Source organism: Pseudomonas mangrovi (assembly GCF_003052585.1).
GTDB lineage: Bacteria > Pseudomonadota > Gammaproteobacteria > Pseudomonadales > Pseudomonadaceae > Aquipseudomonas > Aquipseudomonas mangrovi.
Map to the genome: position 1 here is coordinate 745,828 of NZ_QASN01000020.1, position 24,567 is coordinate 770,394.

Annotated in this window: 19 protein-coding genes; 15 read left to right on the forward strand and 4 right to left on the reverse strand. The window is 64.6% G+C overall.

The genetic code is table 11. From position 1 onward, the window contains the following. The first annotated feature begins 140 nt into the window (after window positions 1-140). Complete coding sequence (locus DBO85_RS16135) at window positions 141-1,736, forward strand: isocitrate lyase (protein ID WP_108108270.1); 1,596 nt, start codon at window positions 141-143, stop codon at window positions 1,734-1,736. Window positions 1,737-2,050: 314 nt separating this feature from the next. On the opposite strand, the gene DBO85_RS16140 is transcribed toward DBO85_RS16135, so the two are convergent. The 4 genes from DBO85_RS16140 to DBO85_RS16150 are packed head-to-tail and all read right to left on the reverse strand — an operon-like array spanning window position 2,051 to window position 8,110. After that, complete coding sequence (locus DBO85_RS16140) at window positions 2,051-3,250, reverse strand: hybrid sensor histidine kinase/response regulator (protein ID WP_108108272.1); 1,200 nt, start codon at window positions 3,248-3,250, stop codon at window positions 2,051-2,053. Continuing rightward, window positions 3,240-3,827 (reverse strand): chemotaxis protein CheB, encoded by a 588-nt coding sequence (locus DBO85_RS16145; RefSeq protein WP_108108274.1) that lies wholly within the window; start codon window positions 3,825-3,827, stop codon window positions 3,240-3,242. Before DBO85_RS16145 ends, DBO85_RS16140 begins: the two co-directional genes overlap by 11 nt. Next, window positions 3,824-4,642 carry a CheR family methyltransferase gene (locus DBO85_RS19320; protein ID WP_177429782.1) on the reverse strand — a complete coding sequence of 273 codons (819 nt, stop codon included), beginning with the start codon at window positions 4,640-4,642 and terminating at the stop codon, window positions 3,824-3,826. The genes DBO85_RS16145 and DBO85_RS19320 overlap by 4 nt, the downstream gene beginning before the upstream one ends. After that, on the reverse strand, window positions 4,643-8,110 hold the full coding sequence (locus DBO85_RS16150) for a response regulator (RefSeq protein ID WP_177429783.1): 3,468 nt from the start codon (window positions 8,108-8,110) through the stop codon (window positions 4,643-4,645). A gap of 256 nt (window positions 8,111-8,366) precedes the next feature. Between DBO85_RS16150 and DBO85_RS16155 the strand changes: the two genes are divergently transcribed. From DBO85_RS16155 to nuoM, 14 genes are all read left to right on the forward strand, one after another. Further along, window positions 8,367-8,768, forward strand: a complete 402-nt coding sequence (locus DBO85_RS16155; protein ID WP_108108276.1) for a response regulator — start codon at window positions 8,367-8,369, stop codon at window positions 8,766-8,768. Window positions 8,769-8,856: 88 nt separating this feature from the next. After that, window positions 8,857-10,863 carry a PhoX family protein gene (locus DBO85_RS16160; RefSeq protein ID WP_108108277.1) on the forward strand — a complete coding sequence of 669 codons (2,007 nt, stop codon included), beginning with the start codon at window positions 8,857-8,859 and terminating at the stop codon, window positions 10,861-10,863. A 256-nt stretch (window positions 10,864-11,119) separates the two neighbouring features. Further along, entirely contained in the window at window positions 11,120-11,536 is a 417-nt protein-coding gene (locus DBO85_RS16165; RefSeq protein WP_108108279.1) for an NADH-quinone oxidoreductase subunit A, read from the forward strand. A gap of 10 nt (window positions 11,537-11,546) precedes the next feature. Next, a complete protein-coding gene (locus DBO85_RS16170; RefSeq protein ID WP_108108281.1) occupies window positions 11,547-12,221 on the forward strand; it encodes a NuoB/complex I 20 kDa subunit family protein in 675 nt (224 codons plus the stop codon). Between the two features lie 55 nt (window positions 12,222-12,276). Then, a complete protein-coding gene (nuoC, locus tag DBO85_RS16175; protein WP_108108283.1) occupies window positions 12,277-14,058 on the forward strand; it encodes an NADH-quinone oxidoreductase subunit C/D in 1,782 nt (593 codons plus the stop codon). A 1-nt stretch (window position 14,059) separates the two neighbouring features. Continuing rightward, window positions 14,060-14,560, forward strand: coding sequence for an NADH-quinone oxidoreductase subunit NuoE (nuoE, locus tag DBO85_RS16180; protein WP_177429784.1), 501 nt, complete (start codon window positions 14,060-14,062; stop codon window positions 14,558-14,560). Continuing rightward, complete coding sequence (gene nuoF, locus DBO85_RS16185) at window positions 14,557-15,900, forward strand: NADH-quinone oxidoreductase subunit NuoF (protein ID WP_108108285.1); 1,344 nt, start codon at window positions 14,557-14,559, stop codon at window positions 15,898-15,900. The genes nuoE and nuoF overlap by 4 nt, the downstream gene beginning before the upstream one ends. Before the next feature lie 113 nt (window positions 15,901-16,013). After that, window positions 16,014-18,734 carry an NADH-quinone oxidoreductase subunit NuoG gene (gene nuoG / locus DBO85_RS16190; protein WP_108108287.1) on the forward strand — a complete coding sequence of 907 codons (2,721 nt, stop codon included), beginning with the start codon at window positions 16,014-16,016 and terminating at the stop codon, window positions 18,732-18,734. Further along, entirely contained in the window at window positions 18,731-19,726 is a 996-nt protein-coding gene (nuoH, locus tag DBO85_RS16195; RefSeq protein ID WP_108108289.1) for an NADH-quinone oxidoreductase subunit NuoH, read from the forward strand. The genes nuoG and nuoH overlap by 4 nt, the downstream gene beginning before the upstream one ends. 10 nt (window positions 19,727-19,736) lie before the next feature. Beyond that, on the forward strand, window positions 19,737-20,285 hold the full coding sequence (nuoI, locus tag DBO85_RS16200) for an NADH-quinone oxidoreductase subunit NuoI (RefSeq protein ID WP_108108290.1): 549 nt from the start codon (window positions 19,737-19,739) through the stop codon (window positions 20,283-20,285). 46 nt (window positions 20,286-20,331) lie between these two features. Next, window positions 20,332-20,838 carry an NADH-quinone oxidoreductase subunit J gene (gene nuoJ / locus DBO85_RS16205; protein ID WP_108108292.1) on the forward strand — a complete coding sequence of 169 codons (507 nt, stop codon included), beginning with the start codon at window positions 20,332-20,334 and terminating at the stop codon, window positions 20,836-20,838. Continuing rightward, entirely contained in the window at window positions 20,838-21,146 is a 309-nt protein-coding gene (nuoK, locus tag DBO85_RS16210; RefSeq protein ID WP_108108294.1) for an NADH-quinone oxidoreductase subunit NuoK, read from the forward strand. The genes nuoJ and nuoK overlap by 1 nt, the downstream gene beginning before the upstream one ends. Beyond that, a complete protein-coding gene (nuoL, locus tag DBO85_RS16215; protein WP_108108296.1) occupies window positions 21,143-22,996 on the forward strand; it encodes an NADH-quinone oxidoreductase subunit L in 1,854 nt (617 codons plus the stop codon). Before nuoK ends, nuoL begins: the two co-directional genes overlap by 4 nt. Before the next feature lie 39 nt (window positions 22,997-23,035). Beyond that, entirely contained in the window at window positions 23,036-24,565 is a 1,530-nt protein-coding gene (gene nuoM, locus DBO85_RS16220) for an NADH-quinone oxidoreductase subunit M (protein WP_108108298.1), read from the forward strand. The last annotated feature ends 2 nt before the right edge of the window (window positions 24,566-24,567 follow it).

Below are 24,567 nucleotides of genomic sequence, written 5' to 3' on the forward strand. Positions count from 1 at the left end.
ACACCCTCCCCCTCCGAGATGACTCTCGTTCTGGTCAAGATTTCGACATTCTGCGGTGAGCCGCCCGCAATAACCTTGGTAACAGGTTTTGAGTGGGGGAAGTCGGTGCTCAACCCAACCCATACATTGAAGGATTGACCATGTCCGCATATCAAGACGACATCAAGGCCGTTGCCGCCCTGAAAGAAAAATTCGGCAGCAGCTGGAGCGCTATCAACCCGGAGTCCGTGGCCCGCATGCGCGCCCAGAACCGCTTCAAGACCGGTCTGGAAATCGCCCAGTACACCGCCGACATCATGCGCAAGGACATGGCCGAGTACGACGCCGACTCGTCCGTCTACACCCAGTCGCTGGGTTGCTGGCACGGCTTCATCGGTCAGCAGAAGCTGATCTCGATCAAGAAGCACCTCAAGACCACCAACAAGCGCTACCTCTACCTGTCGGGCTGGATGGTTGCCGCCCTGCGTTCCGACTTCGGCCCGCTGCCGGACCAGTCGATGCACGAGAAGACTGCCGTCTCCGACCTGATCGAAGAGCTGTACACCTTCCTGCGTCAGGCTGACAGCCGCGAACTGGACCTGCTGTTCACCGCCCTGGACGCCGCTCGCGAAGCCGGCGACAGCGCCAAGGCTGCCGAGATCCAGAACCAGATCGACAACTACGAAACCCACATCGTCCCGATCATCGCCGACATCGACGCTGGCTTCGGTAACCCGGAAGCCACCTACCTGCTGGCCAAGCGCATGATCGAAGCGGGTGCTTGCTGCATCCAGATCGAAAACCAGGTATCCGACGAGAAGCAGTGCGGCCACCAGGACGGTAAAGTGACCGTTCCGCATGCCGACTTCCTCGCCAAGATCGCTGCCGTTCGCTACGCCTTCCTCGAGCTGGGCATCGACAACGGCGTGATCGTTGCTCGTACCGACTCCCTGGGTGCCGGCCTGACCAAGCAGATCGCCGTGACCAAGGAGCCGGGCGACCTGGGCGACCTGTACAACTCCTTCCTGGATTGCGAAGAAGTTTCCGAAGCCGCACTGGGCAACGGCGACGTCGTCATCAAGCGCGAAGGCAAGCTGCTGCGTCCCAAGCGTCTGCCGTCCAACCTGTTCCAGTTCCGTGCTGGCACCGGTGAAGCGCGCTGCGTACTGGACTGCATCACTTCGCTGCAGAACGGCGCCGACCTGCTGTGGATCGAGACCGAGAAGCCGCACGTTGGTCAGATCGCTGCCATGGTCAACGAAATCCGCAAGACCATCCCGGACGCCAAGCTGGTCTACAACAACAGCCCGTCCTTCAACTGGACCCTGAACTTCCGCCAGCAGGTGTTCGACGCCATGGTTGCCGAAGGCAAGGACGTTTCCGCCTACGATCGCGCCAAGCTGATGAGCGTCGAGTACGACGAGACCGAACTGGCCCAGATTGCCGACGAGAAGATCCGTACCTTCCAGCGCGACGGTTCGGCCCACGCCGGCATCTTCCACCACCTGATCACCCTGCCGACCTACCACACTGCCGCGCTGTCCACCGACAACCTGGCCAAGGGCTACTTCGCCGACCAGGGCATGCTGGCCTACGTGAAGGGCGTTCAGCGTCAGGAACTGCGTCAGGGTATCGCCTGCGTCAAGCACCAGAACATGGCTGGCTCTGACATCGGCGACAACCACAAGGAGTACTTCGCTGGCGAAGCTGCTCTGAAGGCAAGCGGTAAAGACAACACCATGAACCAGTTCCACTAAGAACTGCTCAATCAGGCTTCGGCCTGAGGTGTAAGAAAAAAGGCGAGCTTGAAAGCTCGCCTTTTTTCGTTTCCGGAGCAGCTCCGCTTACTGCGTCAGTCGTAGGGCGGATTAGCCGCTTGCGGCGTAATCCGCCACGGACAGCGAAGCAGGCGGCCCGGCAAGCAGATGGAAAAAAGTCTTCACCCCAACCACCTGGGCCGCAACAGGCACCGGCGCAATGCGCTGCGCTTATTGCACCCTACAAAGCTTGCGCCTGAGGCGCAAAGAAAAAGGCGAGCTTGCGCTCGCCTTTTTTATTTTCGGCCAGGCACTCAGCCCGCGCCCGCAGGCGCCAGTGGCAGGCACACGCTGAATTTCGCGCCCTCCCCGACCTCACTCCACAGCTCGATCCGACCGCCATGGGCGCGCACGATTTCCTCGGCGATATACAACCCAAGGCCGAGGCCGGCTACCTGCTCGCTGCCCGCCGCCCGCTCGAACTGCATGAAGATCCGCTCGCGGTCTTCGGCGCTGATCCCCACGCCATGATCACGCACCGAGAAATGCGCGCCCTTGTCATCCGCCCATACCGCGATCTGCACCGGACTGCCAGCCCCATAGCGCAGTGCGTTGGTCATGAAGTTGGCCAGTACCTGCTCGATGCGAAACTCGTCCCAGACACCCTCGACCGGCCCGCTGGCCTCCAGCTGCAGTGGCGAGCCCGCGGCATTGAACTGGGCAGCAAAGTTCTCCACCTGGGCCCGTACCATTTCCGCCAGATCAAAACGCACCGGTCGGATCGATAGCTTTCCGGTACGAATCCGCGAGATGTCGAGCATGTCCTCGATCAGCCTGATCAGTCGCATGATCTGGCGCTCGTCACGTTCGAACATGGGACCGAGCCGGTCCATGCCGAAGGCCTCGGCGTTGCCCTTGCGCAGTTGCAGCTGGCGCAGCTGGGTTTCCAGGATCAATCCGTTCAGCGGCGTGCGCAGCTCGTGGGAGACGATCGACATGAAGTCGTCGCGCATGCGTACCGCACGCTGCAGCTCGCGCTGGGTGGAACGCAGTTCGCTGAGCAGCGTCTCCTGTTCCTGGCGCGCGGTTTCCAGCGCGGCCAGCTGGCGCTGCAGGGCCCTGCGCTGACGGTACAGATCGACGAAGACATTGACCTTGGACTTGACCTCGTGCACATCCAGCGGCTTGTGCAGGAAATCCACCGCACCATGCTCGTAGCCCTTGAACGCGTAGTTCAGCTCGCGCCCGGCGGCGCTGACCAGAATGATCGGGATGTCCTTGGTCTTCTCGGTACCGCGCATCAGCTCGGCCAGCTCGAAGCCATCCATGCCGGGCATCTGCACATCGAGGATGGCCAGGGCGAATTCGTGATCGAGCAGCAGCTCCAGGGCCTGCTCGGCGGAACCGGCCTGGAATACCCGACGGTCCTTGCCGGCCACCAGGGCATCGAGTGCCAGCAGGTTCTCCGGCAGGTCATCGACGATCAGCAGCTTGGCTTCGATATTACTCAGCATGTACTTCTTCCAGACGGAGTATCAGTTCAGCCATGTCCCGCAGGCGCAGCACATGGTCAGGAGAAAAACGCTGCAGGGCCGCCAGCGGCATGCAGGCAACGGCCGCTTCGGCGGGCTCCTGCACCAGCGTCAGACCGCCGTACTGGGCAATCTGCTCCAGCCCGGCGGAGCCATCTTCGTTGGCTCCCGTGAGCAAGACACCGATCAGTTTCGGACCGTAGGCGTGGGCAGCGGATTCAAACAGCAGATCGATCGAGGGTCGGGAGAAGTTCACCGGTGCCTCACTGCTCAAGGAGAAGCTGCGGTCGTTTTCGATCGACAGGTGATAGCCGGGCGCCGCGACATACAGGACACCAGGCTGCACCGGCGCCTTGTCCTCGGCTTCCCTGACCGGACGCTTCAGGCGCGCGGCAAGTATTTCGGCCAATTGGCTCTGCGCCTTCTCCGGCAGATGTTGCACGGCAATCAGCGGCAAACGGCAGCCGCCGCTGTCGAGGGCGCCGAACAGGTACAGCAGCGCCTCGACGCCCCCGGCGGAAGCGCCCAGCACCACTGCTTCGTAGGCCTGGCGCGTCATAGCTTGCGAAAGACCTTTTCATCTCGCAGCAAGGTCTCGAACTGCTTCCCATAGCTGGAAAAGTTGAGACTCTCCTTGCTGCCAAGACCGAGGAAACCGCGATGGCAGAGCGACTCGTGAAACAGGCCCAGGGCGCGATTCTGCAGCTGCTTGTTGAAATAGATCAGGACATTGCGACAGGAAATCAGCTGGGTTTCGGCGAACACGCTGTCGGTCGCCAGGCTGTGGTCGGCGAAAGTCAGGTGATCACGCAGCGACTTGTCGAACAGCGCACCATCGTAGGCCGCGGTGTAATAGTCGGAGAACGTCGAGGCGCCGCCCGCGGCCTGGTAGCTGCGAGTGAAGCCGCTGATCTGCGTCAGCGGGTAGATACCCTTGCGCGCGCGCTCCAGCGACAGCGGATTGATATCGGTGGCGTAGATCATGCTGCGTTCCAGCAGTCCCTCCTCACGCAGGAGGATCGCCATCGAATAGGCCTCCTCGCCGGTGCTGCAGCCGGCCACCCAGATCTTCAATGACGGATAGGTGCGCAAAAGCGGTATCACATGCTGGCGCAGCCCACGGAAATACTCCGGATCACGAAACATCTCGCTGACCGGGATCGTCAGGTACTGCAGCAACTGCATGAACCCAGCCGGATCATGTAGCACCCGCGCCTGCAGTTCGGAGATGGAAGCACACTCCAGTTGGCGCAGCGCCTGTTGCACGCGCCGGCGCAGCGATGCCAGGGAGTACTCGCGGAAGTCGTAGTCGTACTTCAGGAAGATCGCTTCCAGCAGCAGACGCAGCTCGATCTCCGCAGTGCGTTCAGGCATTCAGATCCGCTCCAGCTTGGGCATCCAGACCCGGATCAGCGAGAACAGGCGGGTCAGATCGATCGGCTTGGCCAGGTAGTCGTTGGCACCCGCCTGACGGCAGCGCTCCTGATCGTCCTTCATCGCCTTGGCAGTGACCGCAATGATCGGCAGACGCTCCCAGCGCGGGTCCAGGCGGATGCGTCGGGTCGCCTCGTAGCCGTCCATCTCCGGCATCATCACGTCCATCAGCACCAGATCGATATCCTCGATCTGCTCCAGACGCTCCAGCGCTTCGCGACCGTTGCGCGCCACCTCGACACGGGCACCCTTCTGCTCCAGCGCGCTGGTAAGGGCGAAAATGTTGCGCACGTCGTCATCCACCAGCAGGATGCGCCGGTCCTCCAGTACCTTGTCGCGGTTGCGCGCGCTGCGCAGCATGTCCTGACGCTCGCCGGACAGCTTGGACTCGACCTTGTGCAGGAACAGGGTGACCTCGTCGAGCAGGCGCTCTGGCGAACGCGCGCCCTTGATGATGATCGAGCGCGAGTACTTCATCAGCTCGGCTTCCTCGTCGCGGGTGAGGTTACGCCCGGTGTAGACGATCACCGGCGGGAAGGAGCAGATGTCCTCGCTGGCCATGCGCTCCAGCAGTTCGTTGCCCTGCATGTCGGGCAGCTTGAGATCGATGATCATGCAGTCGAAGATCGTCTCGCGCAGTTGCGCCAGCGCCTCGCCCGCCGTCGCCACCGCGCTGATCTCGACATCCTCGTCGTCGATCAGGTGGACGATGCTTTCGCGCTGGCGAGCGTCATCTTCCACCAGCAGGACGCGCTTGACCTTCTGGCTGAGCTTGGCCTCCAGGCGCGCGAACACATCCTTGAGCTGCTCGCGGCTGGTCGGCTTGAGCGCATAGCCGATGGCGCCCATGTGCAGCGCCGCCTCCATGCGGTCCTCGACCGAGATCACGTGCACCGGGATGTGCCGGCAGCGTGGGTTCTCCTTGAGCTGTTGCAACACGGTAAGGCCGGAGTGGTCGGGCAACTGCATGTCGAGCAGGATCGCCGCCGGCAAATGGCTGTTCGCCAATGCCAGACCATCATCCGCACCATGCGCCACCAGGCAGTTGTATTCCAGCTCGTGGGCCAGGTCATAGAGGATCTGCGCAAAGCGCGGCTCGTCCTCGATCACCAGCACCGTCTTGCCGCTGAACGGTTTGTTTTCGCGGTCATCGGCAAAACGCGGTATCGACCAGGCATCGCCTACCGGCTCGCTCGGCAGCATAGCCGGCAGCGGCAGGGTCGCCGGCTGCGTGGCAGCCGCGCTACGCGGCGCCGGCTGGTCCCGTTCGACATACTGCGTGGGAATCACCAGGGTGAAGCAGCTGCCTTCGCCCGGCACGCTGCTGACGGAAATGGTGCCGCCCAGCAGGTGCGCCAGATCGCGCGAGATGGACAGCCCCAGGCCCGTGCCGCCGAACTTGCGGTTGGTCGTGCCATCCGCCTGGCAGAAGGCATCGAAGATGACCTCCTGCTGACTGGGGTGGATGCCGATGCCGGTATCGCGAACCTCGAAGCGCACACCTTGCGGATCCGCAGCGACACCCAGGCTCACCTCGCCGCGCTCGGTGAACTTGATGGCGTTGGCCAGCAGGTTCTTCAGAATCTGCTCGATACGCTGACGGTCGGTATACAGCTTGCGCGGCGCATCCATGGCGATGTCGATGCTGAACTGCAGCGACTTGTCCTGCGCCAGCGGCTCGAACACCCCCTGCAACGATTCGACCAGCCGATCCACCCGGGTATTTTCCGGACGCAGTTCCAGCTTGCCCGCTTCCACCTTGGAGATATCGAGAATGTCGTTGATCAGGTTGAGCAGGTCGTTGCCGGCGGCATAGATCGATTCGGCAAAGCGCACCTGCTCGGCACTGAGGTTCTGCTGCGGGTTTTCCGACAGCAGCTTGGCCAGAATCAGCGAGCTGTTCAGCGGCGTGCGCAGCTCATGCGACATGTTGGCCAGGAACTCGGATTTGTAGCGACTGGCCCGCTGCAGCTCCTCGGCGCGCTGTTCAAGCAGCACGCGTACCTCGCCCAGGGCGGTATTTTTCTCGTCGAGCGCATCGCGCTGCTCGGCCAGCTGGACGTTGGTCTGTTCCAGTTCCGCCTGCTGCGCCTCCAGGTGTGCCTGGGACTCCTTGAGAATTCGTGACTGTTCCTCCAACGCCTCGTTGGAGCTGCGCAACTCTTCCTGCTGCACCTGCAGCTCTTCGTTGAGCTGCTGGGTTTCGGCCAGCACTTCCTGCAGGCGCTGGCGGAACAGGGCCGACTCCAGCGCCATGCCGAGGTTGCCGGCGAGCAACTCGAGCAGAGCCCGGTCTCGCTCCTGCAGCGGACGCAGAAAACCCAGTTCGAGCACACCGTTGACCCGCCGCTCGCTGCGCGTCGGCACCAGCAGCACCGACTGCGCGGCGCCCTCCCCGAGGCCGGAACTGACTTTCAGGTAGCCCGCCGGCAGACCCTGCAATTCGATGCTGCGCTGTTCGCGGGCGGCCTGACCGACCAGCCCCTCGTCCACCTGCAGCTGCTGGTTGAGCGCATCGGCTGCGCGCGTCAGCCCGTAGCCGGCAATTCGCCGCAGGCTGCCGCCCACCTCGCGCAGATAGAGCGCACCGACGGAGAAGCCGAGATAGCCGGCCAGATAATCGAGGGATTTGCGACCAATCTCCGACAGCTCCAGCTCGCCGATGACCTGCTCGGCCAGTTCGGTCTGACCGGTGCGCAACCAGGCCTGCTCTTGCAGCTCCTCGGCATGCTCGGTCTGCCGCGCCATCGCCTGGTTGTAGGTATTCGACAGACGCTGCAACTCGCGGCGACCGAGAAACGCCAGCAACAGACTGAAGCCCAGGCTGAACGCCAGATAGAGGCCGATAACGAGCGTGGTCAGCCGATTGGCGTTGCGGTTGCGCTGCTCGCGCATCGCCCGTTCGGTATCCATGAGTTCATCAAATTCGGCGCGTACAGCGTCAACGATGCGCTTGCCGGCGCGCGAGGCGACCAGCCCGGTGACGTCGCCGCCGTCCCGACGCAGGACGATGGCTTCGTCGGCGAACACTTCCCACTGCTCGAGCAGGCCACCGATTCGCTCGAGGCGCTCGTACTGCGCCGCTTCGGCGAGATTCCTGCTCGATAGCGCCTGCAGGTCGGCCAGAAGCAACGGTCGGCTCTTCTCGAAGTGATCAAGGAACCCCTCGTCCCCAGTGATCAGAAAACCGCGCATGCCGCTCTCGAGATCGACCACCATCTTCAGCGCGCTGTTGGCCGTGCGCAGGGTCTCGTCGGAGTTGGTCACCTCCTTAAGGACGCTCAGCAGATAGCCGATCAGCACCACGAAGAACACCGCACTGAGCAGGCCCACACCCAGTGGCAGGGTCACATGGCGGCTTAGAATCTTGCGAAATCTGTCTTCTTCCACGACGAAACCACGAGTCATTCGTTTTCCCTGTTGAGTGGCGCGAGCCGGCGATTTTGCCCCAGCGAGGCGAGAATGGCATTCTTTTGCATCTGATGCGCACGTTCGTTCCAGCGTGCTTCGACTGTCGAGAATGCCGCTTGGTTCGCCAAACCGGCCACCAGAAGAAGACTTCGGCAACGTTTGTCCTGCCGCGCGGTCTGACACGCACGCCAGCTCGCATGGCCCAGAATCAAGACGGCGTTACCGCCCCACCTGACGGCACAAGGAGTCCGCCATGAATTCGCGCAAATCCATCCTGGTTGTCGAAGACGATGACGTGGTCCGCATGCTGACCACCGATGTCCTCGAAGAACTGGGCTATCGGGTCGTCGCCGCAGCCGACTCCACCGAGGCGCTGCACAGCCTCGACGTCGACCGTGACTTCGATCTGCTGATGACCGATGTAGGCCTGCCCGGCATGAGTGGGCATCAGCTCGCCGAAGCAGCACGCCGCCTCTATCCGCGCCTGCCGGTACTGTTCGCCAGCGGCTATGTGCAGGGCTCGCAGATAGAAAGTGGCAGCGAAATGGCCGGCAGCCAGCCCCTGGAAGGACCTCTCGGCGTCATCGGCAAACCCTTCACCCTCGACCAGCTTCGTGACAAGGTTGGCGAGATGCTCGCGACCGTCGAGCACTGAACGGCCAGCAACAAGACTGTCACCGTTCCGTCGCTTCGCTCCGTTAGCGTCAAGGTTCCGTGCAACCCTGACCTGAGGAGCTATGGCTATGACCTGTGACCAGAAACCCGAGCTGTTCGACAACGGCGATGAACTGCCGAGCAACCACTCCGCCAACCCGCATATCAGCGAGCTGATCGCCGGCCTCAAGCGCCGCCAGGTGGTCGCCGCTGGCGCCGCTGTCGGCGCACTCGGATTCCTCGGCACCGCACTGCCCGGCAGCGCCCAGGCTACCGATCTGAAACCGATCGCCAAGAAGGTTGCTGAGGCCATCAAGCGTCGGCGTGAACGCCTCGGTTTCCAGGCTGTTCCTGTGACTCGCGCCGACACCATCAGCGTACCCGCCGGTTATCGCGCCAAAGCCTTCATTCCCTGGGGCACCCCGCTCTGCGGCCGCTATCCGGCATTCCTCGAAGATGGCAGCAATAGCGCCCAGGACCAGGCCGAGCAGATCGGCATGCACCACGACGGCATGCATTTCTTCCCCATCGACGGCAGCCGTGGCTACGGCAAGCGCAGCGACCACGGCCTGCTGGTGCTCAACCATGAGTACATCGAGCCCGGCATGCTGCACCGCAACGGCCCGAGCGTAAGCAACGGCAAGCGCACCAGTGCCGACGAGGTGAAGAAGGAAATCAACGCCCACGGCGTGTCGGTGGTGGAAGTGCGTCGCGATGCCCGCGGCGAATGGAACCTCGCACCCAGCGCACGCAACCGTCGCATCACCGGTGCCACGCCGATGCGCATTGCCGGTCCGGCCCGCGGCCACGCGCTGATGCGCACCCGCTACAGCCCCGAAGGTCACGCTGCCCGCGGCACCCTGAACAACTGCGCCAATGGCTTCACGCCCTGGGGCACCTATCTGACCTGCGAAGAGAACTGGGCGGGCTACTTCGCCACACGCGACAGCGAGCTGCCGCGCGAGCTGAGCCGTTACGGCGTGCGCGGCACCAGTCGCTACGGCTGGGATACCGTACCGGGCGACGAATTCGAACGCTTCGACCTGACCCGCAAGGGCGCAGACGCCCGTGACGACTATCGCAACGAAGCCAACCAGTTCGGCTGGATCGTCGAAATCGACCCGTTCAACCCCGACGCCACCCCGGTCAAGCGCACCGCGCTGGGCCGCTTCGCCCATGAAGGTCTGGTGTTCGCGCCCGCGCGTCCGGGCAAGCGCGTGGTCTGCTATTCCGGCGATGACTCGCAGAACGAATACATCTACAAATTCGTCAGTAAGGGCCGCTACATCCCGGGCATGAGCAATGGCCGCCTGCTCGACGAAGGCACTCTTTACGTCGCGCGCTTCGAAGCCGGCAACCGCGGTCGCTGGCTGGCACTGGACATCCGCGACGAGAACTTCCGCCGCGCCTGTGCCGCCGCCGGTGTCAGCTTCGCCGACCAGGGCGAGGTGCTGATCAACACCCGCCTGGCCGCCGACATCGTCGGCGCCACCAAGATGGATCGACCGGAATGGGGCGCCATCAATCCGGACACCGGCGACGTCTACTTCACCCTGACCAACAACAGCAGCCGCACCCAGCCCGACCCGGCCAACCCGCGTGCCGCCAATCCCTACGGCCATATCATCCGCTGGCGCGAAGCCAGCAGCGATCACGCTGGCAACCTGTTTGCCTGGGACATCTACCAGTTCGCCGGTCCCGAAGGCGAAGGCAAGGGCCCCAAGGGCAAGCCGCTGACCGCCGCCAACATCTACGCCAGCCCCGATGGCCTCTGGTTCGACGAGGATGGACGCCTGTGGATCCAGACCGACATGAGTGGCAGCCAGCTGGCCGCCGGCCCGTTCGGCAACAACCAGATGTTGATCAGCGATCCGAAGACCGGCGAGACCAAGCGTTTTCTGGTCGGTCCGGTCGGCGCTGAAGTCACCGGCATCACCGCGACGCCGGATTTCCGCACCTTGTTCGTCAACATCCAGCATCCGGGCGAAGGATCGACCCCGGGCGATCTGCGCAGCGTCTGGCCGGATGGCGCCGGCAAGCGACCGCGCTCGGCGACCGTGGTCATCACCCGCGAGGACGGCAAGCGCCTGCTGTAAGCCGACTGCACAAGCCCAGGGATGGGCAGCGCAGCGTCTGTTTCGCGGATCACGGAACCGCGACGCGCTGTCGGAGGTCTGCTTGCAGGCATTCGGCAGCGCGTCTTTTCAGGCGCGGAAACTTTTGACATATTCTGTAACATGGCTTTTGCTTCCTCTCGCCCAAGCGCCTAGAATGCAGCCCCTAGCCTGAGAGGTATCCGGTACGACCGGAGCCCCATAACTATTAGCCGCATCTTCGTCCAGGAGCGCCGGCATGCCTGCGGAAGTTGTATCGCCCCTGTCGCACCATTGGGGCTTCGCTGTTTTCCTGCTTGGAGTCTTCGGTCTCTGCGCCTTCATGATGGGCGCCTCCAGCCTGCTCGGCAGCAAGGCCTTCGGCCGCAGCAAGAACCAGCCATTCGAATCCGGCATGCTTCCCACAGGCGGCTCCCGCCTGCGTTTCTCCGCCAAGTTCTATCTCGTCGCGATGCTCTTCGTGATCTTCGACGTCGAAGCCCTGTTTCTCTTCGCCTGGGCCGTCTCCGTTCGCGAAAGCGGTGCGTACGGCCTGATCGGAGCTACCGTTTTCATAACCATTCTGTTCGCGGGTCTTGTCTACGAGGCAGCCATCGGTGCGCTGGATTGGGCACCGGAGGCGCGCCGCAAGCGGCAGGCGAAGCTGAAACAATGAGGCTTTGGCGATGCAATACAAACTTACCCGGATCGATCCGGATGCGGTCAATGACCAGTATCCGATCGGCCAGCGGGAGACGCTGTCCGATCCCCTAGAGGATCAGGTCCACCGCAATATCTACATGGGCAAGCTGGAAGACACCCTGCGCGGTGCGGTCAACTGGGGACGCAAGAACTCCCTCTGGCCGTACAACTTCGGGCTCTCCTGCTGCTACGTGGAGATGACCACCGCCTTCACCGCACCCCACGACATCGCCCGCTTCGGTGCCGAGGTCATTCGTGCGTCACCCCGCCAGGCCGATTTCATGGTCATCGCCGGCACCTGCTTCATCAAGATGGCGCCGGTCATCCAGCGCCTCTATGAGCAGATGCTCGAACCCAAGTGGGTCATTTCCATGGGTTCCTGCGCCAACTCCGGCGGCATGTATGACATCTACTCGGTCGTTCAGGGGGTCGACAAGTTCCTTCCGGTCGACGTCTACGTGCCCGGCTGCCCGCCCCGCCCCGAGGCTTTCCTGCAGGCGCTGATGCTGCTGCAGGAGTCCATCGGCAAGGAGCGCCGCCCACTATCCTGGGTAGTGGGCGACCAGGGTGTCTACCGTGCCGAGATGCCATCGCAGCGCGAGCAGCGCCGCGAGCAGCGCATCGCCGTCACCAACCTGCGCAGCCCCGACGACGTCTGAATCCGGCCGCAAGGCCAGAGCTCTTTCCGCACGTTCACCGATAGCGACCGAGAACATGACCGCTGACAGCGCGCTGTACATTCCGCCGTACACCTCCGATGACCCGGAAGTCGTCACCGAACTCAATGCCCGCTTCGGCGCGGGCAGCTTCACCGTGCAGGACACCCGCACCGGCATGCCGGTGCTCTGGGTCGAGCGCGCCCGTCTGATCGAGGTACTCAGGTTCCTGCGCGAGCTGCCGCGTCCGTACGTGATGCTCTACGACCTGCATGGTGTCGACGAGCGCCTGCGCACCCAACGCCGCGGTCTGCCGGACGCCGACTTCACGGTGTTCTATCACCTGATGTCGCTGGAGCGTAACAGCGACCTGATGATCAAGGTCGCATTGGCCGAGTCCGACCTCGAGCTGCCCAGCGTCACCAGCATCTGGCCCAACGCCAACTGGTACGAGCGCGAGGTCTGGGATCTCTACGGCATCAGTTTCAAGGGCCATCCACACCTGACCCGGATCATGATGCCGCCGACCTGGGAAGGTCATCCGCTGCGCAAGGACTACCCGGCACGCGCCACCGAGTTCGATCCTTTCAGCCTCACGCTGGCCAAGCAGGAGCTGGAGGAGGAAGCCGCGCGGTTCCGCCCCGAAGACTGGGGCATGCAGCGCGGCAACGAACACAGCGACTACATGTTCCTCAACCTGGGACCCAACCACCCCTCGGCCCATGGCGCCTTCCGCATCGTGCTGCAGCTGGATGGCGAAGAGATCGTCGATTGCGTGCCGGACATCGGCTACCACCACCGCGGCGCCGAGAAGATGGCCGAGCGCCAGAGCTGGCACAGCTTCATCCCCTACACCGACCGCATCGACTACCTCGGCGGGGTGATGAACAACCTGCCTTATGTGCTGGCGGTGGAAAAGCTCGCCGGCATCCGCGTGCCGGACCGGGTCGACTTCATCCGGGTGATGCTCGCCGAATTCTTCCGCATCACCAGCCACCTGCTGTTCCTCGGCACCTACATCCAGGATGTGGGCGCGATGACACCGGTGTTCTTCACCTTCACCGACCGCCAGCGTGCCTACAAGGTGATCGAGGCCATCACCGGCTTCCGCCTGCACCCGGCCTGGTACCGTATCGGCGGCGTCGCCCACGACCTGCCGCGCGGCTGGGACAGGCTGGTCAAGGAGTTCGTCGACTGGCTGCCCAAGCGCCTCGACGAGTACGAAAAGGCCGCGCTGAAGAACAGCATCCTCAAGGGTCGCACCATCGGCGTGGCTGCCTACAACACCCGCGAGGCGCTGGAATGGGGCGTCACCGGCGCCGGCCTGCGCGCCACCGGCTGCGATTTCGACCTGCGCAAGGCGCGCCCCTATTCCGGCTATCAGCACTTCGATTTCGAGGTGCCGTTGGCGGTCAATGGCGATGCCTACGACCGCTGCATCGTTCGCGTCGAGGAGATGCGCCAGAGCATCCGCATCATCGAGCAGTGCATGAAGAACATGCCCGAGGGCCCGTACAAGGCGGACCATCCGCTGACCACGCCGCCGCCCAAGGAGCGCACCCTGCAGCACATCGAGACCCTGATCACCCACTTCCTGCAGGTGTCCTGGGGCCCGGTGATGCCGGCCAACGAGTCGTTCCAGATGATCGAGGCGACCAAGGGCATCAACAGCTACTACCTGACCAGCGACGGCAGCACCATGAGCTACCGCACGCGCATCCGCACGCCCAGCTTCCCGCACCTGCAGCAGATTCCCTCGGTGATCCGCGGCAGCATGGTCGCGGACCTGATCGCCTACCTGGGCAGCATCGATTTCGTCATGGCCGACGTGGACCGCTGATATGACCATCACGACCCTGATCCAGACCGACCGTTTCGCCCTGAGCGACGCCGAGCGCGCCGCCATCGAACACGAGATGCATCACTACGAAGACCCGCGTGCGGCGAGCATCGAGGCGCTGAAGATCGTGCAGAAGGCGCGCGGCTGGGTGCCTGACGGCGCCGCCGATGCCATCGGCGCGATCCTCGGCATTCCGGCGAGCGACGTCGAAGGGGTGGCCACCTTCTATAGCCAGATCTTCCGCCAGCCGGTGGGCCGCCACATCATCCGCGTCTGCGACAGCATGACCTGCTACATCGGCGGCCACGAGTCGATCCTCGAGGCCATCCAGAAGCAGCTCGGCATCGCCCCCGGCCAGACCACCGGTGACAACCGCTTCACCCTGATCCCGGTGTGCTGCCTGGGCAACTGCGACAAGGCCCCGGCGCTGATGATCGACGATGACACCTACGGCAACGCCAGCGCCGCCGAGATCGCCAGCCTGCTGGAGGCCTACGCATGAAGACGCTCGCCTCCATCGGCCCGATCAACCGCATCGAAAGAAGCGAAGAAACCCATCCGCTGACCTGGCGCCTGCGCGATGACGGCCAGCCGGTCTGGCTCGACGAATACCAGCGCACCAACGGCTATGCCGCCGCGCGCAAGGCACTGACCGAGATGGCCCAGGCCGACATCGTCCAGCAGGTCAAGGACGCCGGGCTCAAAGGTCGCGGCGGCGCCGGCTTCCCCACCGGGGTGAAGTGGGGCCTGATGCCGGCCGACGAGTCGCTGAACATCCGTTACCTGCTGTGCAACGCCGACGAGATGGAGCCCAACACCTGGAAGGACCGCCTGCTGATGGAGCAGCTGCCACACCTGCTGGTGGAAGGCATGCTGATCAGCGCGCGGGCGCTCAAGGCCTATCGCGGCTACATCTTCCTGCGCGGCGAGTACGTCGATGCTGCCGCCAATCTCAATCGCGCCATCGATGAAGCCAAGGCTGCCGGCCTGCTGGGCAAGAACATCCTTGGCTCGGGTTTCGATTTCGAGCTGTTCGTGCACACCGGCGCCGGGCGCTACATCTGCGGCGAGGAAACCGCGCTGATCAACTCGCTGGAAGGCCGCCGCGCCAACCCGCGGGCCAAGCCGCCCTTCCCCGCCGCCGTCGGCGTATGGGGCAAGCCGACCTGCGTCAACAACGTCGAGACCCTGTGCAACGTGCCGGCCATCGTCGGTCAGGGTGTGGACTGGTACAAGTCGCTGGCGCGTCCCGGCAGTGAGGACATGGGCACCAAGCTGATGGGCTTTTCCGGCAAGGTGAAGAACCCCGGCATCTGGGAGCTGCCCTTCGGCATCAGCGCCCGCGAGCTGTTCGAGGACTACGCCGGCGGCATGCGCGACGGCTACCGGCTCAAATGCTGGCAGCCCGGCGGCGCCGGTACCGGCTTCCTGCTGCCCGAACACCTGGACGCACAGATGTATGCCGCAGGCGTCGCCAAGTTCGGCACGCGCATGGGCACCGGGCTGGCGCTGGCGGTGGATCACACGGTCAACATGGTGTCCCTGCTGCGCAACATGGAAGAGTTCTTCGCCCGCGAGTCCTGCGGCTGGTGCACACCCTGTCGCGACGGCCTGCCCTGGAGCGTGAAGACCCTGCGCGCGCTGGAGCGCGGCCAGGGCACGGCCCAGGACATCGAGGTACTGCTGGGGCTGGTCGAGTTCCTCGGTCCGGGCAAGACCTTCTGCGCCCATGCACCGGGAGCGGTGGAGCCGCTGGGCAGCGCGATCAAGTATTTCCGCCCCGAGTTCGAGGCCGGCGTCGCACGTGGTGAGGCTGCCCTCACCAGCGGAGCACCGGCATGAAGAAGCGCCTGCAGCGGGAAGTTGGCCTGTGCCATTGCCCCGCCGCGCGCTGCGTCACGCACCTGAATTCCCTTAGCCACACCCGCTTGCGCGGGTAAGAAGAAAAAAGACCCATGGCCACTATCCATGTAGACGGCAAAGACTACGAAGTCGACGGCGCGGACAACCTGCTGCAGGCCTGTCTGTCGCTGGGCCTCGACATTCCCTACTTCTGCTGGCACCCGGCGCTCGGCAGCGTCGGCGCCTGCCGCCAGTGCGCGGTCAAGCAGTACAGCGACGAGAACGACACCCGCGGGCGCCTGGTCATGTCGTGCATGACGCCGGCCACCGACAACAGCTGGATCAGCATCGACGACGAGGAGGCCAAGGCCTTCCGCGCCAGCGTGGTCGAGTGGCTGATGACCAACCACCCGCACGACTGCCCGGTGTGCGAGGAAGGCGGCCACTGCCACCTGCAGGACATGACCGTGATGACCGGTCACAACCAGCGCCGCTATCGTTTCAGCAAGCGCACCCACCAGAACCAGGAACTCGGCCCCTTCATCGCCCACGAGATGAACCGCTGCATCGCCTGCTACCGCTGCGTGCGCTACTACAAGGACTATGCCGGCGGCACCGACCTGGGCGTGTTCGGCGCGCACGACAACGTCTACTTCGGCCGGGTCGAGGATGGCGTGCTGGAAAGCGAGTTCGCCGGCAACCTCACCGAGGTCTGTCCCACCGGCGTATTCACCGACAAGACCCATTCCGAGCGCTACACCCGCAAGTGGGACATGCAGTTCGCCCCAAGCATCTGCCATGGCTGCGCCAGCGGCTGCAACATCAGCCCCGGCGAACGCTACGGCGAGATCCGCCGCATCGAGAACCGTTTCAACGGCGAGGTGAACCAGTACTTTCTCTGCGATCGCGGCCGCTTCGGCTACGGCCATGTCAACCGCAAGGACCGACCGCGCCAGCCGCTCATGCAGCTGTCGAAGATGAAGATGGGCGTGGACTCGGCGCTGGATCAGGCCGCCGCCCTGGTGAAGAACCGCACGCTGATCGGCATCGGCTCGCCGCGCGCCAGCCTGGAAAGCAACCATGCCCTGCGCGAACTGGTCGGCGCCGACAACTTCTACAGCGGCATCGCGGCCGGCGAGTGGCAGAACCTGCAGCTGATCCGCGACCTGTTGCGTGACGGCCCGCTGCCGACGCCCTCGCTGCGCGAGATCGAAGAGCACGACGCCATCTTCGTGCTCGGCGAAGACCTGACCCAGACCGCCGCGCGCATGGCCCTGGCCCTGCGCCAGGCGGCGCGCGGCAAGGCCACCGAGATCGCTGCCAGCGCACGCATCCAGGACTGGCACCAGGCCGCGGTGCAGAACGTCGCCCAGCACGCGCTGCACCCGCTGTTCATCGCCAGCGTCGCCGCCACCCGGCTCGATGATGTGGCCGAGCAGAGCGTACAGGCCGCGCCGCTCGACATCGCTCGTCTGGGCTTCGCCGTGGCGCATGCCATCGACCCCTCGGCGCCGGCAGTCGAAGGCCTGGAGCAGGATGCCGCCGAGCTGGCGCAGCGCATCGCCGCGGCCCTGCTCGCCGGCCAGCGTCCGCTGATCGTCTCCGGCGCCTCGCTGGGCAACCGGGCCGTGATCGAGGCCGCCGGCAACATCGCCCAGGCGCTGAAGAACCGTGAAAAGAATGCTTCGCTGAGCCTGGTGGTCCCCGAAGCCAACAGCCTCGGCATGGCCCTGCTGCTGGCCGGCGAAAGCCGCGACAGTTCGCTGGATGCCGCCCTGGCGGCACTCGAGAACGGTGCGGCGGATGCCGTGCTGGTGCTGGAGAACGATCTCTACCGGCGTGCCGATCCGGCCCGTGTCGATGCTGCGCTGGCGGCGGCCCGGGTGGTGATCGTCGCCGATCACCAGCGCAGCGCCACCAGCGAGCGCGCGCATCTGCTGCTGCCGGTGGCCAGCTTCGCCGAGGCCGATGGCACCCTGGTCAGCCTGGAGGGCCGCGCCCAGCGCTTCTTCCAGGTCTTCGAGCCCAGCTACTACGACGGCGAGAGCCTGATTCGCGAAGGCTGGCGCTGGCTGCATGCACTGCACAGCACCCTGCGCGGCCAGCCGCTGGACTGGAGCCAGCTCGACCAGGTCACCGCCGCCTGCGCCGCCAGCCAGCCGCTGCTGGCCGGCATCGAGGACGCCGCGCCCAAGGCCGGCTTCCGCATCAAGGGCCTCAAGCTGGCCCGCGAGCCGCACCGCTACAGCGGCCGCACCTCGATGCGCGCCAACCAGAGCGTGCACGAGCCGCGCCAGCCGCAGGACGTCGACAGTCCCTTCGCCTTCTCCATGGAGGGTTACGCCGGCAGCGCCGAGGATCGCCAGCAGATTCCCTTCGCCTGGTCGCCGGGCTGGAACTCGCCGCAGGCCTGGAACAAGTTCCAGGACGAGGTCGGCGGCCACCTGCGCGCCGGTGATCCGGGCGTGCGCCTGCTGCATGGCGGTGCCGGCGGGTCCTGGTTCGCCGTGCCGGCGCCCTTCGCTCCAGCCGCCGGGGAATGGCAACTGGTGCCGCGCCATCACCTGTTCGGCAGCGAGGAAAACAGTGCCCGCGCCGAACCGATCCAGGCGCGCATGCCGCAACCCTACGCCGCCATCGCCGAGGAAGAAGCCCAGCGCCTGGGCCTTGCCGAGGGCTCGCAGCTGCGCCTGAGCAGCCAGGGTTGTTTGCTGCAGCTGCCGTTGCTGGTCGATGCCAGCCTGCCGCTGGGCGTGGTCGCTCTGCCGGTCGGTCTGGCCGGGATTCCCGCCCACCTGTTCGGCGGCGTCGCCGCACTGGAGGCCGTGCAATGAGCTGGTTCGCCGGGGAAAACCTGGAAATCGTCATCGCCGTGCTCAAGGCGGTGGTGATCCTGCTTGCGGTGGTGATCAGCGGCGCGCTGCTGAGCTTCGTCGAACGTCGCCTGCTGGGCTGGTGGCAGGATCGCTACGGGCCGAACCGGGTCGGTCCGTTCGGCATGTTCCAGATCGCCGCGGACATGCTGAAGATGTTCTTCAAGGAAGACTGGATTCCGCCCTTCGCCGACCGGCTGATCTTCATGCTGGCGCCGGTGGTGGCGATGAGCGCGCTGCTGATCGCCTTCGCCGTGGTGCCGATCACCCCGACCTGGGGCGTGGCGGACCTCGACATCGGCCTGCTGTTCTTCTTCGGCATGGCCGGGCTTGCGGTCTATGCGGTGCTCTTCGCCGGCTGGGCGAGCAACAACAAGTTCGCCCTGCTCGGCAGCCTGCGCGCCTCGGCCCAGACGCTGTCCTACGAGGTGTTCATGGGCCTGGCGCTGATGGGCGTGGTGACCCAGGCCGGCAGCTTCAACCTGCGCGACATCGTCGAGTACCAGCAGCAGAACCTGTGGTTCATCATTCCGCAGTTCCTGGGTTTCTGTACCTTCTTCATCGCCGGCGTGGCGGTCACCCACCGCCATCCGTTCGATCAGCCGGAGGCCGAGCAGGAGCTCGCCGATGGCTACCACATCGAATACGCCGGCATGAAGTGGGGCATGTTCTTCGTCGGCGAGTACATCGGCATCGTGCTGATCTCGGCACTGCTGACCACGCTGTTCTTCGGCGGCTGGCATGGCCCCTTCCTGGAAGCGGCGCCCTGGTTGGCATTCATCTGGTTCGCGCTCAAGACCGGCTTCTTCATCATGCTGTTCATCCTGCTGCGCGCGTCCATCCCACGCCCGCGCTATGACCAGGTGATGTCCTTCAGCTGGAAGTTCTGCCTGCCGCTGACCCTGATCAACCTGCTGGTGACCGGCGCACTCGTGCTGGCCGCGGCCCAGTAAGGAGAAACTGATGTTCAAATACATATGGGACGTGCTGGTCGGTACCGGCACCCAGCTGCGCAGCCTGGCGATGGTCTTCAGCCACGGTTTTCGCAAGCGCGACACCCTGCAGTACCCCGAGGAGCAGGTGTACCTGCCGCCGCGCTACCGCGGCCGCATCGTGCTGACCCGCGACCCCGACGGCGAAGAGCGCTGCGTGGCCTGCAACCTCTGCGCGGTGGCCTGCCCGGTGGGCTGCATCGCCCTGCAGAAGGCGGAAAAGGAAGACGGCCGCTGGTATCCGGAGTTCTTCCGCATCAACTTCTCGCGCTGCATCTTCTGCGGCCTGTGCGAGGAGGCCTGCCCGACCACCGCGATCCAGCTCACCCCGGACTTCGAGATGGCCGAGTTCAATCGCCAGGAGCTGGTCTACGAGAAGGAAGACCTGCTGATCTCCGGGCCCGGCAAATACCCTGACTACAACTTCTACCGGGTCGCCGGCATGGCCATCGCCGGCAAGCCCAAGGGCGCGGCGCAGAACGAAGCCGAGCCGATCAACGTCAAGGGGCTGCTGCCGTGATCACACTGACTGCCTGTCCCCTTCCGTCCGTTTCGAGGTTTCACTGATGGAATTCGCCTTCTATCTGGCCGCCGGTGTCGCCGTGGCCGCCACCTTCCGGGTGATCACCCATACCAACCCGGTGCACGCCCTGCTCTATCTGATCGTGTCGTTGCTGGCCGTGTCGATGTGCTTCTTCGCCCTCGGCGCGCCCTTCGCCGGGGTGCTGGAGATCATCGTCTACGCCGGCGCCATCATGGTGCTGTTCGTCTTCGTGGTGATGATGCTCAACCTCGGCCCGAGCGTGGCCGAGCAGGAACGCAAATGGCTCGCACCGAGGCAGTGGATCGGCCCGTCGCTGCTCTGCGCCCTGCTGCTGGCCGAGCTGCTCTACCTGCTGCTGGCCCAGCCCAGTGGCGCCATCCTCGGCAGCGACACCGTGAGCGCCAAGGAGGTCGGCATCAGCCTGTTCGGTCCTTACGTGCTCGCCGTCGAACTGGCCGCGATGCTGCTGCTCGCCGCGCTGGTGGCAGCCTTCCATCTCGGTCGCCCGGAAGCCAAGGAGGTCATGTGATGAGCCCGGTCCCCATGGAGCACGGCCTGGCCCTGGCCGGCATGCTGTTCAGCCTCGGCCTGCTCGGGCTGATGGTACGACGCAACATCCTCTTCGTGCTGATGAGCCTGGAAATCATGATGAACGCCTGCGCGCTGGCCTTCATCGTTGCCGGCAGCCGCTGGGCCCAGCCCGACGGTCAGGTGATGTTCATCCTGGTGATCACCCTGGCGGCGGCCGAGGCCTCCATCGGCCTGGCGATCCTGCTGCAGCTGTATCGCCGCTTCCACACCCTGGACATTGACGCAGCCAGCGAGATGCGCGGATGAACCTTCTCTATCTCACCCTGGTGTTTCCGCTGATCGGCTTCGTGTTGCTGTCGTTCAGCCGCGGACGCTTCTCGGAAAACCTCTCTGCATTGATCGGCGTCGGCTCGGTCGGCCTGTCGGCGCTGCTCAGTGCCTGGATCATCTGGCAGTTCAACGCTGCGCCGCCGCTGGACGGCGCCTACAACCAGCTGCTCTGGCAGTGGATGGACGTCGACGGCTTCGCGCCGCGTTTCGCCCTGTATCTGGATGGACTGTCGCTGACCATGCTTGGCGTGGTCACCGGCGTGGGTTTTCTGATCCACCTGTTCGCCAGCTGGTACATGCGTGGCGAGGCCGGCTACTCGCGCTTCTTCGCCTACACCAACCTGTTCATCGCCAGCATGCTGCTGCTGATTCTGGGCGACAACCTGCTGCTGCTGTACTTCGGCTGGGAAGGCGTGGGCCTGTGCTCGTACCTGCTGATCGGCTTCTATTACAGCGAGCGCAAGAATGGCAACGCGGCGCTCAAGGCCTTCATCGTCACCCGCGTCGGCGACGTGTTCATGGCCATCGGCCTGTTCCTGCTGTTCATCAACCTCGGCACCCTGGACATCCAGCAACTGCTCGAGATCGCCCCACACCGCTACGTCGAGGGTGACGCCTGGTTGTGGCTGGCGACCCTGATGCTGCTCGGCGGCGCCGTCGGCAAGTCGGCCCAGCTGCCGCTGCAGACCTGGCTGGCCGACGCCATGGCCGGCCCGACCCCGGTGTCGGCGCTGATCCACGCGGCGACCATGGTCACCGCCGGCGTCTACCTGATCGCGCGCACCCACGGTCTGTTCCTGCTCACCCCCGAGGTGCTCGAGCTGGTCGGCATCGTTGGTGGCGTGACCCTGGTGCTGGCCGGCTTCGCCGCCCTGGTGCAGACCGACATCAAGCGCATCCTCGCCTACTCGACCATGAGCCAGATCGGCTACATGTTCCTCGCCCTCGGCGTCGGCGCCTGGGACGCGGCGATCTTCCACCTGATGACCCACGCCTTCTTCAAGGCGCTGCTGTTCCTCGCCTCCGGTAGCGTGATTCACGCCTGCCACCACGAGCAGAACATCTTCCGCATGGGCGGGCTGTGGAAGAAACTGCCGCTGGCCTACGCCAGCTTCATCGTCGGTGGCGCGGCGCTGGCGGCGTTGCCGCTGATCACCGCGGGCTTCTACTCCAAGGACGAGATCCTCTGGGAAGCCTTTGCCAGCGGGCACTCCGGGCTGCTCTACGCAGGCCTTGCCGGCGCCTTCCTGACCTCGCTGTATACCTTCCGGCTGATCTTCATCGCCTTCCATGGCGAGCAGAAGACCGAAGCGCATGCCGGCCATGGCCTTGCCCACAACCTGCCGCTGGCCACACTGATCGTGCTCTCGACCTTTGTCGGCGCGCTGATCACGCCGCCGCTGGCCGGGGTCCTGCCGCAAAGCGCGGGCCACGCCGGTGGCGAGGGCAAGCTGGCGCTGGAAGTCATTTCCGGCAGCGTGGCGGTCGCCGGGATCATTCTCGCGGCACTCTTGTTCCTGGGCCGACGCCGTCTGGTGCAGGCATTGGCAGCCAGCACACCGGGTCGTCTGCTGAGTGCCTGGTGGTTCGCCGCCTGGGGCTTCGACTGGCTCTATGACTGGCTGTTCGTCAAACCCTACCTGCTGCTCTGCCGCCTGCTCGCACGCGACCCCATGGACCGCAGCATTGCCCTGCTGCCACGCCTGGCGGTGGTCAGCCACCAGTTGCTCAGCCGCAGTCAGAACGGCCAGCTGCGCTGGTATGCCGGCGCCGTCGCCTGCGGCGCGGTGGCGATCCTCGGTCTGATCCTGCTGAGTGCCTTCTGATGACGCATCTGCCTACTTGCACAAGGACCTGAAGCCGACATGATTCTGCCCTGGCTTATCCTGATTCCCTTCATCGGCGGCCTGCTCTGCTGGCTGACCGAACGCGTCGCGCCGACCCTGCCACGCTGGATCGCGCTGTTCAGCATGGCGCTGGTACTCGGCCTCGGCCTCTGGCTGTGGAGCGTCGGCGACTACAGTCTGGCGCCCCACCCGGCCGATGCCGCGAACTGGACGGTCGAGTTCAAGCACGTCTGGATCGCACGCTTCGGCATCAACTTCCATCTGGCACTGGATGGCCTGTCTCTGCTGATGATCCTGCTCACCGGCCTGCTCGGCGTGCTCTCGGTGCTCTGTTCCTGGAGCGAGATCCAGAAGCGTGTCGGCTTCTTCCACCTCAACCTGATGTGGATTCTCGGCGGCGTGGTCGGCGTGTTCCTCGCCCTGGATCTGTTCCTGTTCTTCTTCTTCTGGGAAATGATGCTGGTGCCGATGTACTTCCTCATCGCGCTCTGGGGCCACAGCGGCGACGGCAAGAAGACCCGCATCACCGCCGCTACCAAGTTCTTCATCTACACCCAGGCCAGCGGCCTGATCATGCTGGTGGCGATTCTGGGCCTGGTGTTCTTTCACCAGAGCGTCACCGGCGAGTTCACCTTCGACTACGCGCGCCTGCTAGGCACCCCGCTGCCGCCGACGGTCGAATACGTGCTGATGCTGGGTTTCTTCATCGCCTTTGCGGTCAAGCTGCCGGTGGTGCCGGTGCATTCCTGGCTGCCCGACGCCCACGCCCAGGCGCCTACCGCAGGCTCGGTCGACCTCGCCGGCATCCTGCTCAAGACCGCGGCCTACGGCCTGCTGCGCTTTGCCCTGCCGCTGTTCCCGAACGCCTCGGCGGAATTCGCGCCGATTGCCATGGCACTGGGCCTGGTCGGCATCTTCTATGGCGCCTTGCTGTCCTTCGCGCAGACCGACATCAAGCGCCTGGTGGCCTATTCCAGCGTCTCGCACATGGGTTTCATCCTGATCGCCATCTACTCCGGCAGCCAGCAAGCGCTGCAGGGCGCCGTGGTGCAGATGGTCGCGCACGGCCTGTCGGCCGCAGCGCTGTTCATCCTCTGCGGCCAGCTCTATGAGCGCCTGCACACCCGCGACATGCGCCAGATGGGCGGACTCTGGGCGCGCCTGCCGTGGCTGCCGGCGCTGAGCCTGTTCTTCGCCGCCGCCTCGCTGGGCCTGCCCGGTACCGGCAACTTCATCGGCGAATTCCTGATCCTGCTGGGTACCTTCGCCGACTGGCCGTGGATCTCGGCGGCCGCCACCTTCGGCCTGGTGTTCGCCTCGGTGTACTCGCTGATCATGATCCACCGTGCCTACTTCGGCCCCGCCACCAGCGAACAGGCCCTGCGCGGCCTGAACGGGCGCGAGCTGAGCATGGTGCTGGGCCTGGCGGCGCTGCTGATCGGCCTGGGCCTGTTCCCGCAGGTGGTTCTCGATACTTCCTGGAGCAGCATGCAGGGCGTCCAGCAATGGCTGGGCACCGCCTTCTCCCAACTCGCCCCGACTCGGTAGTG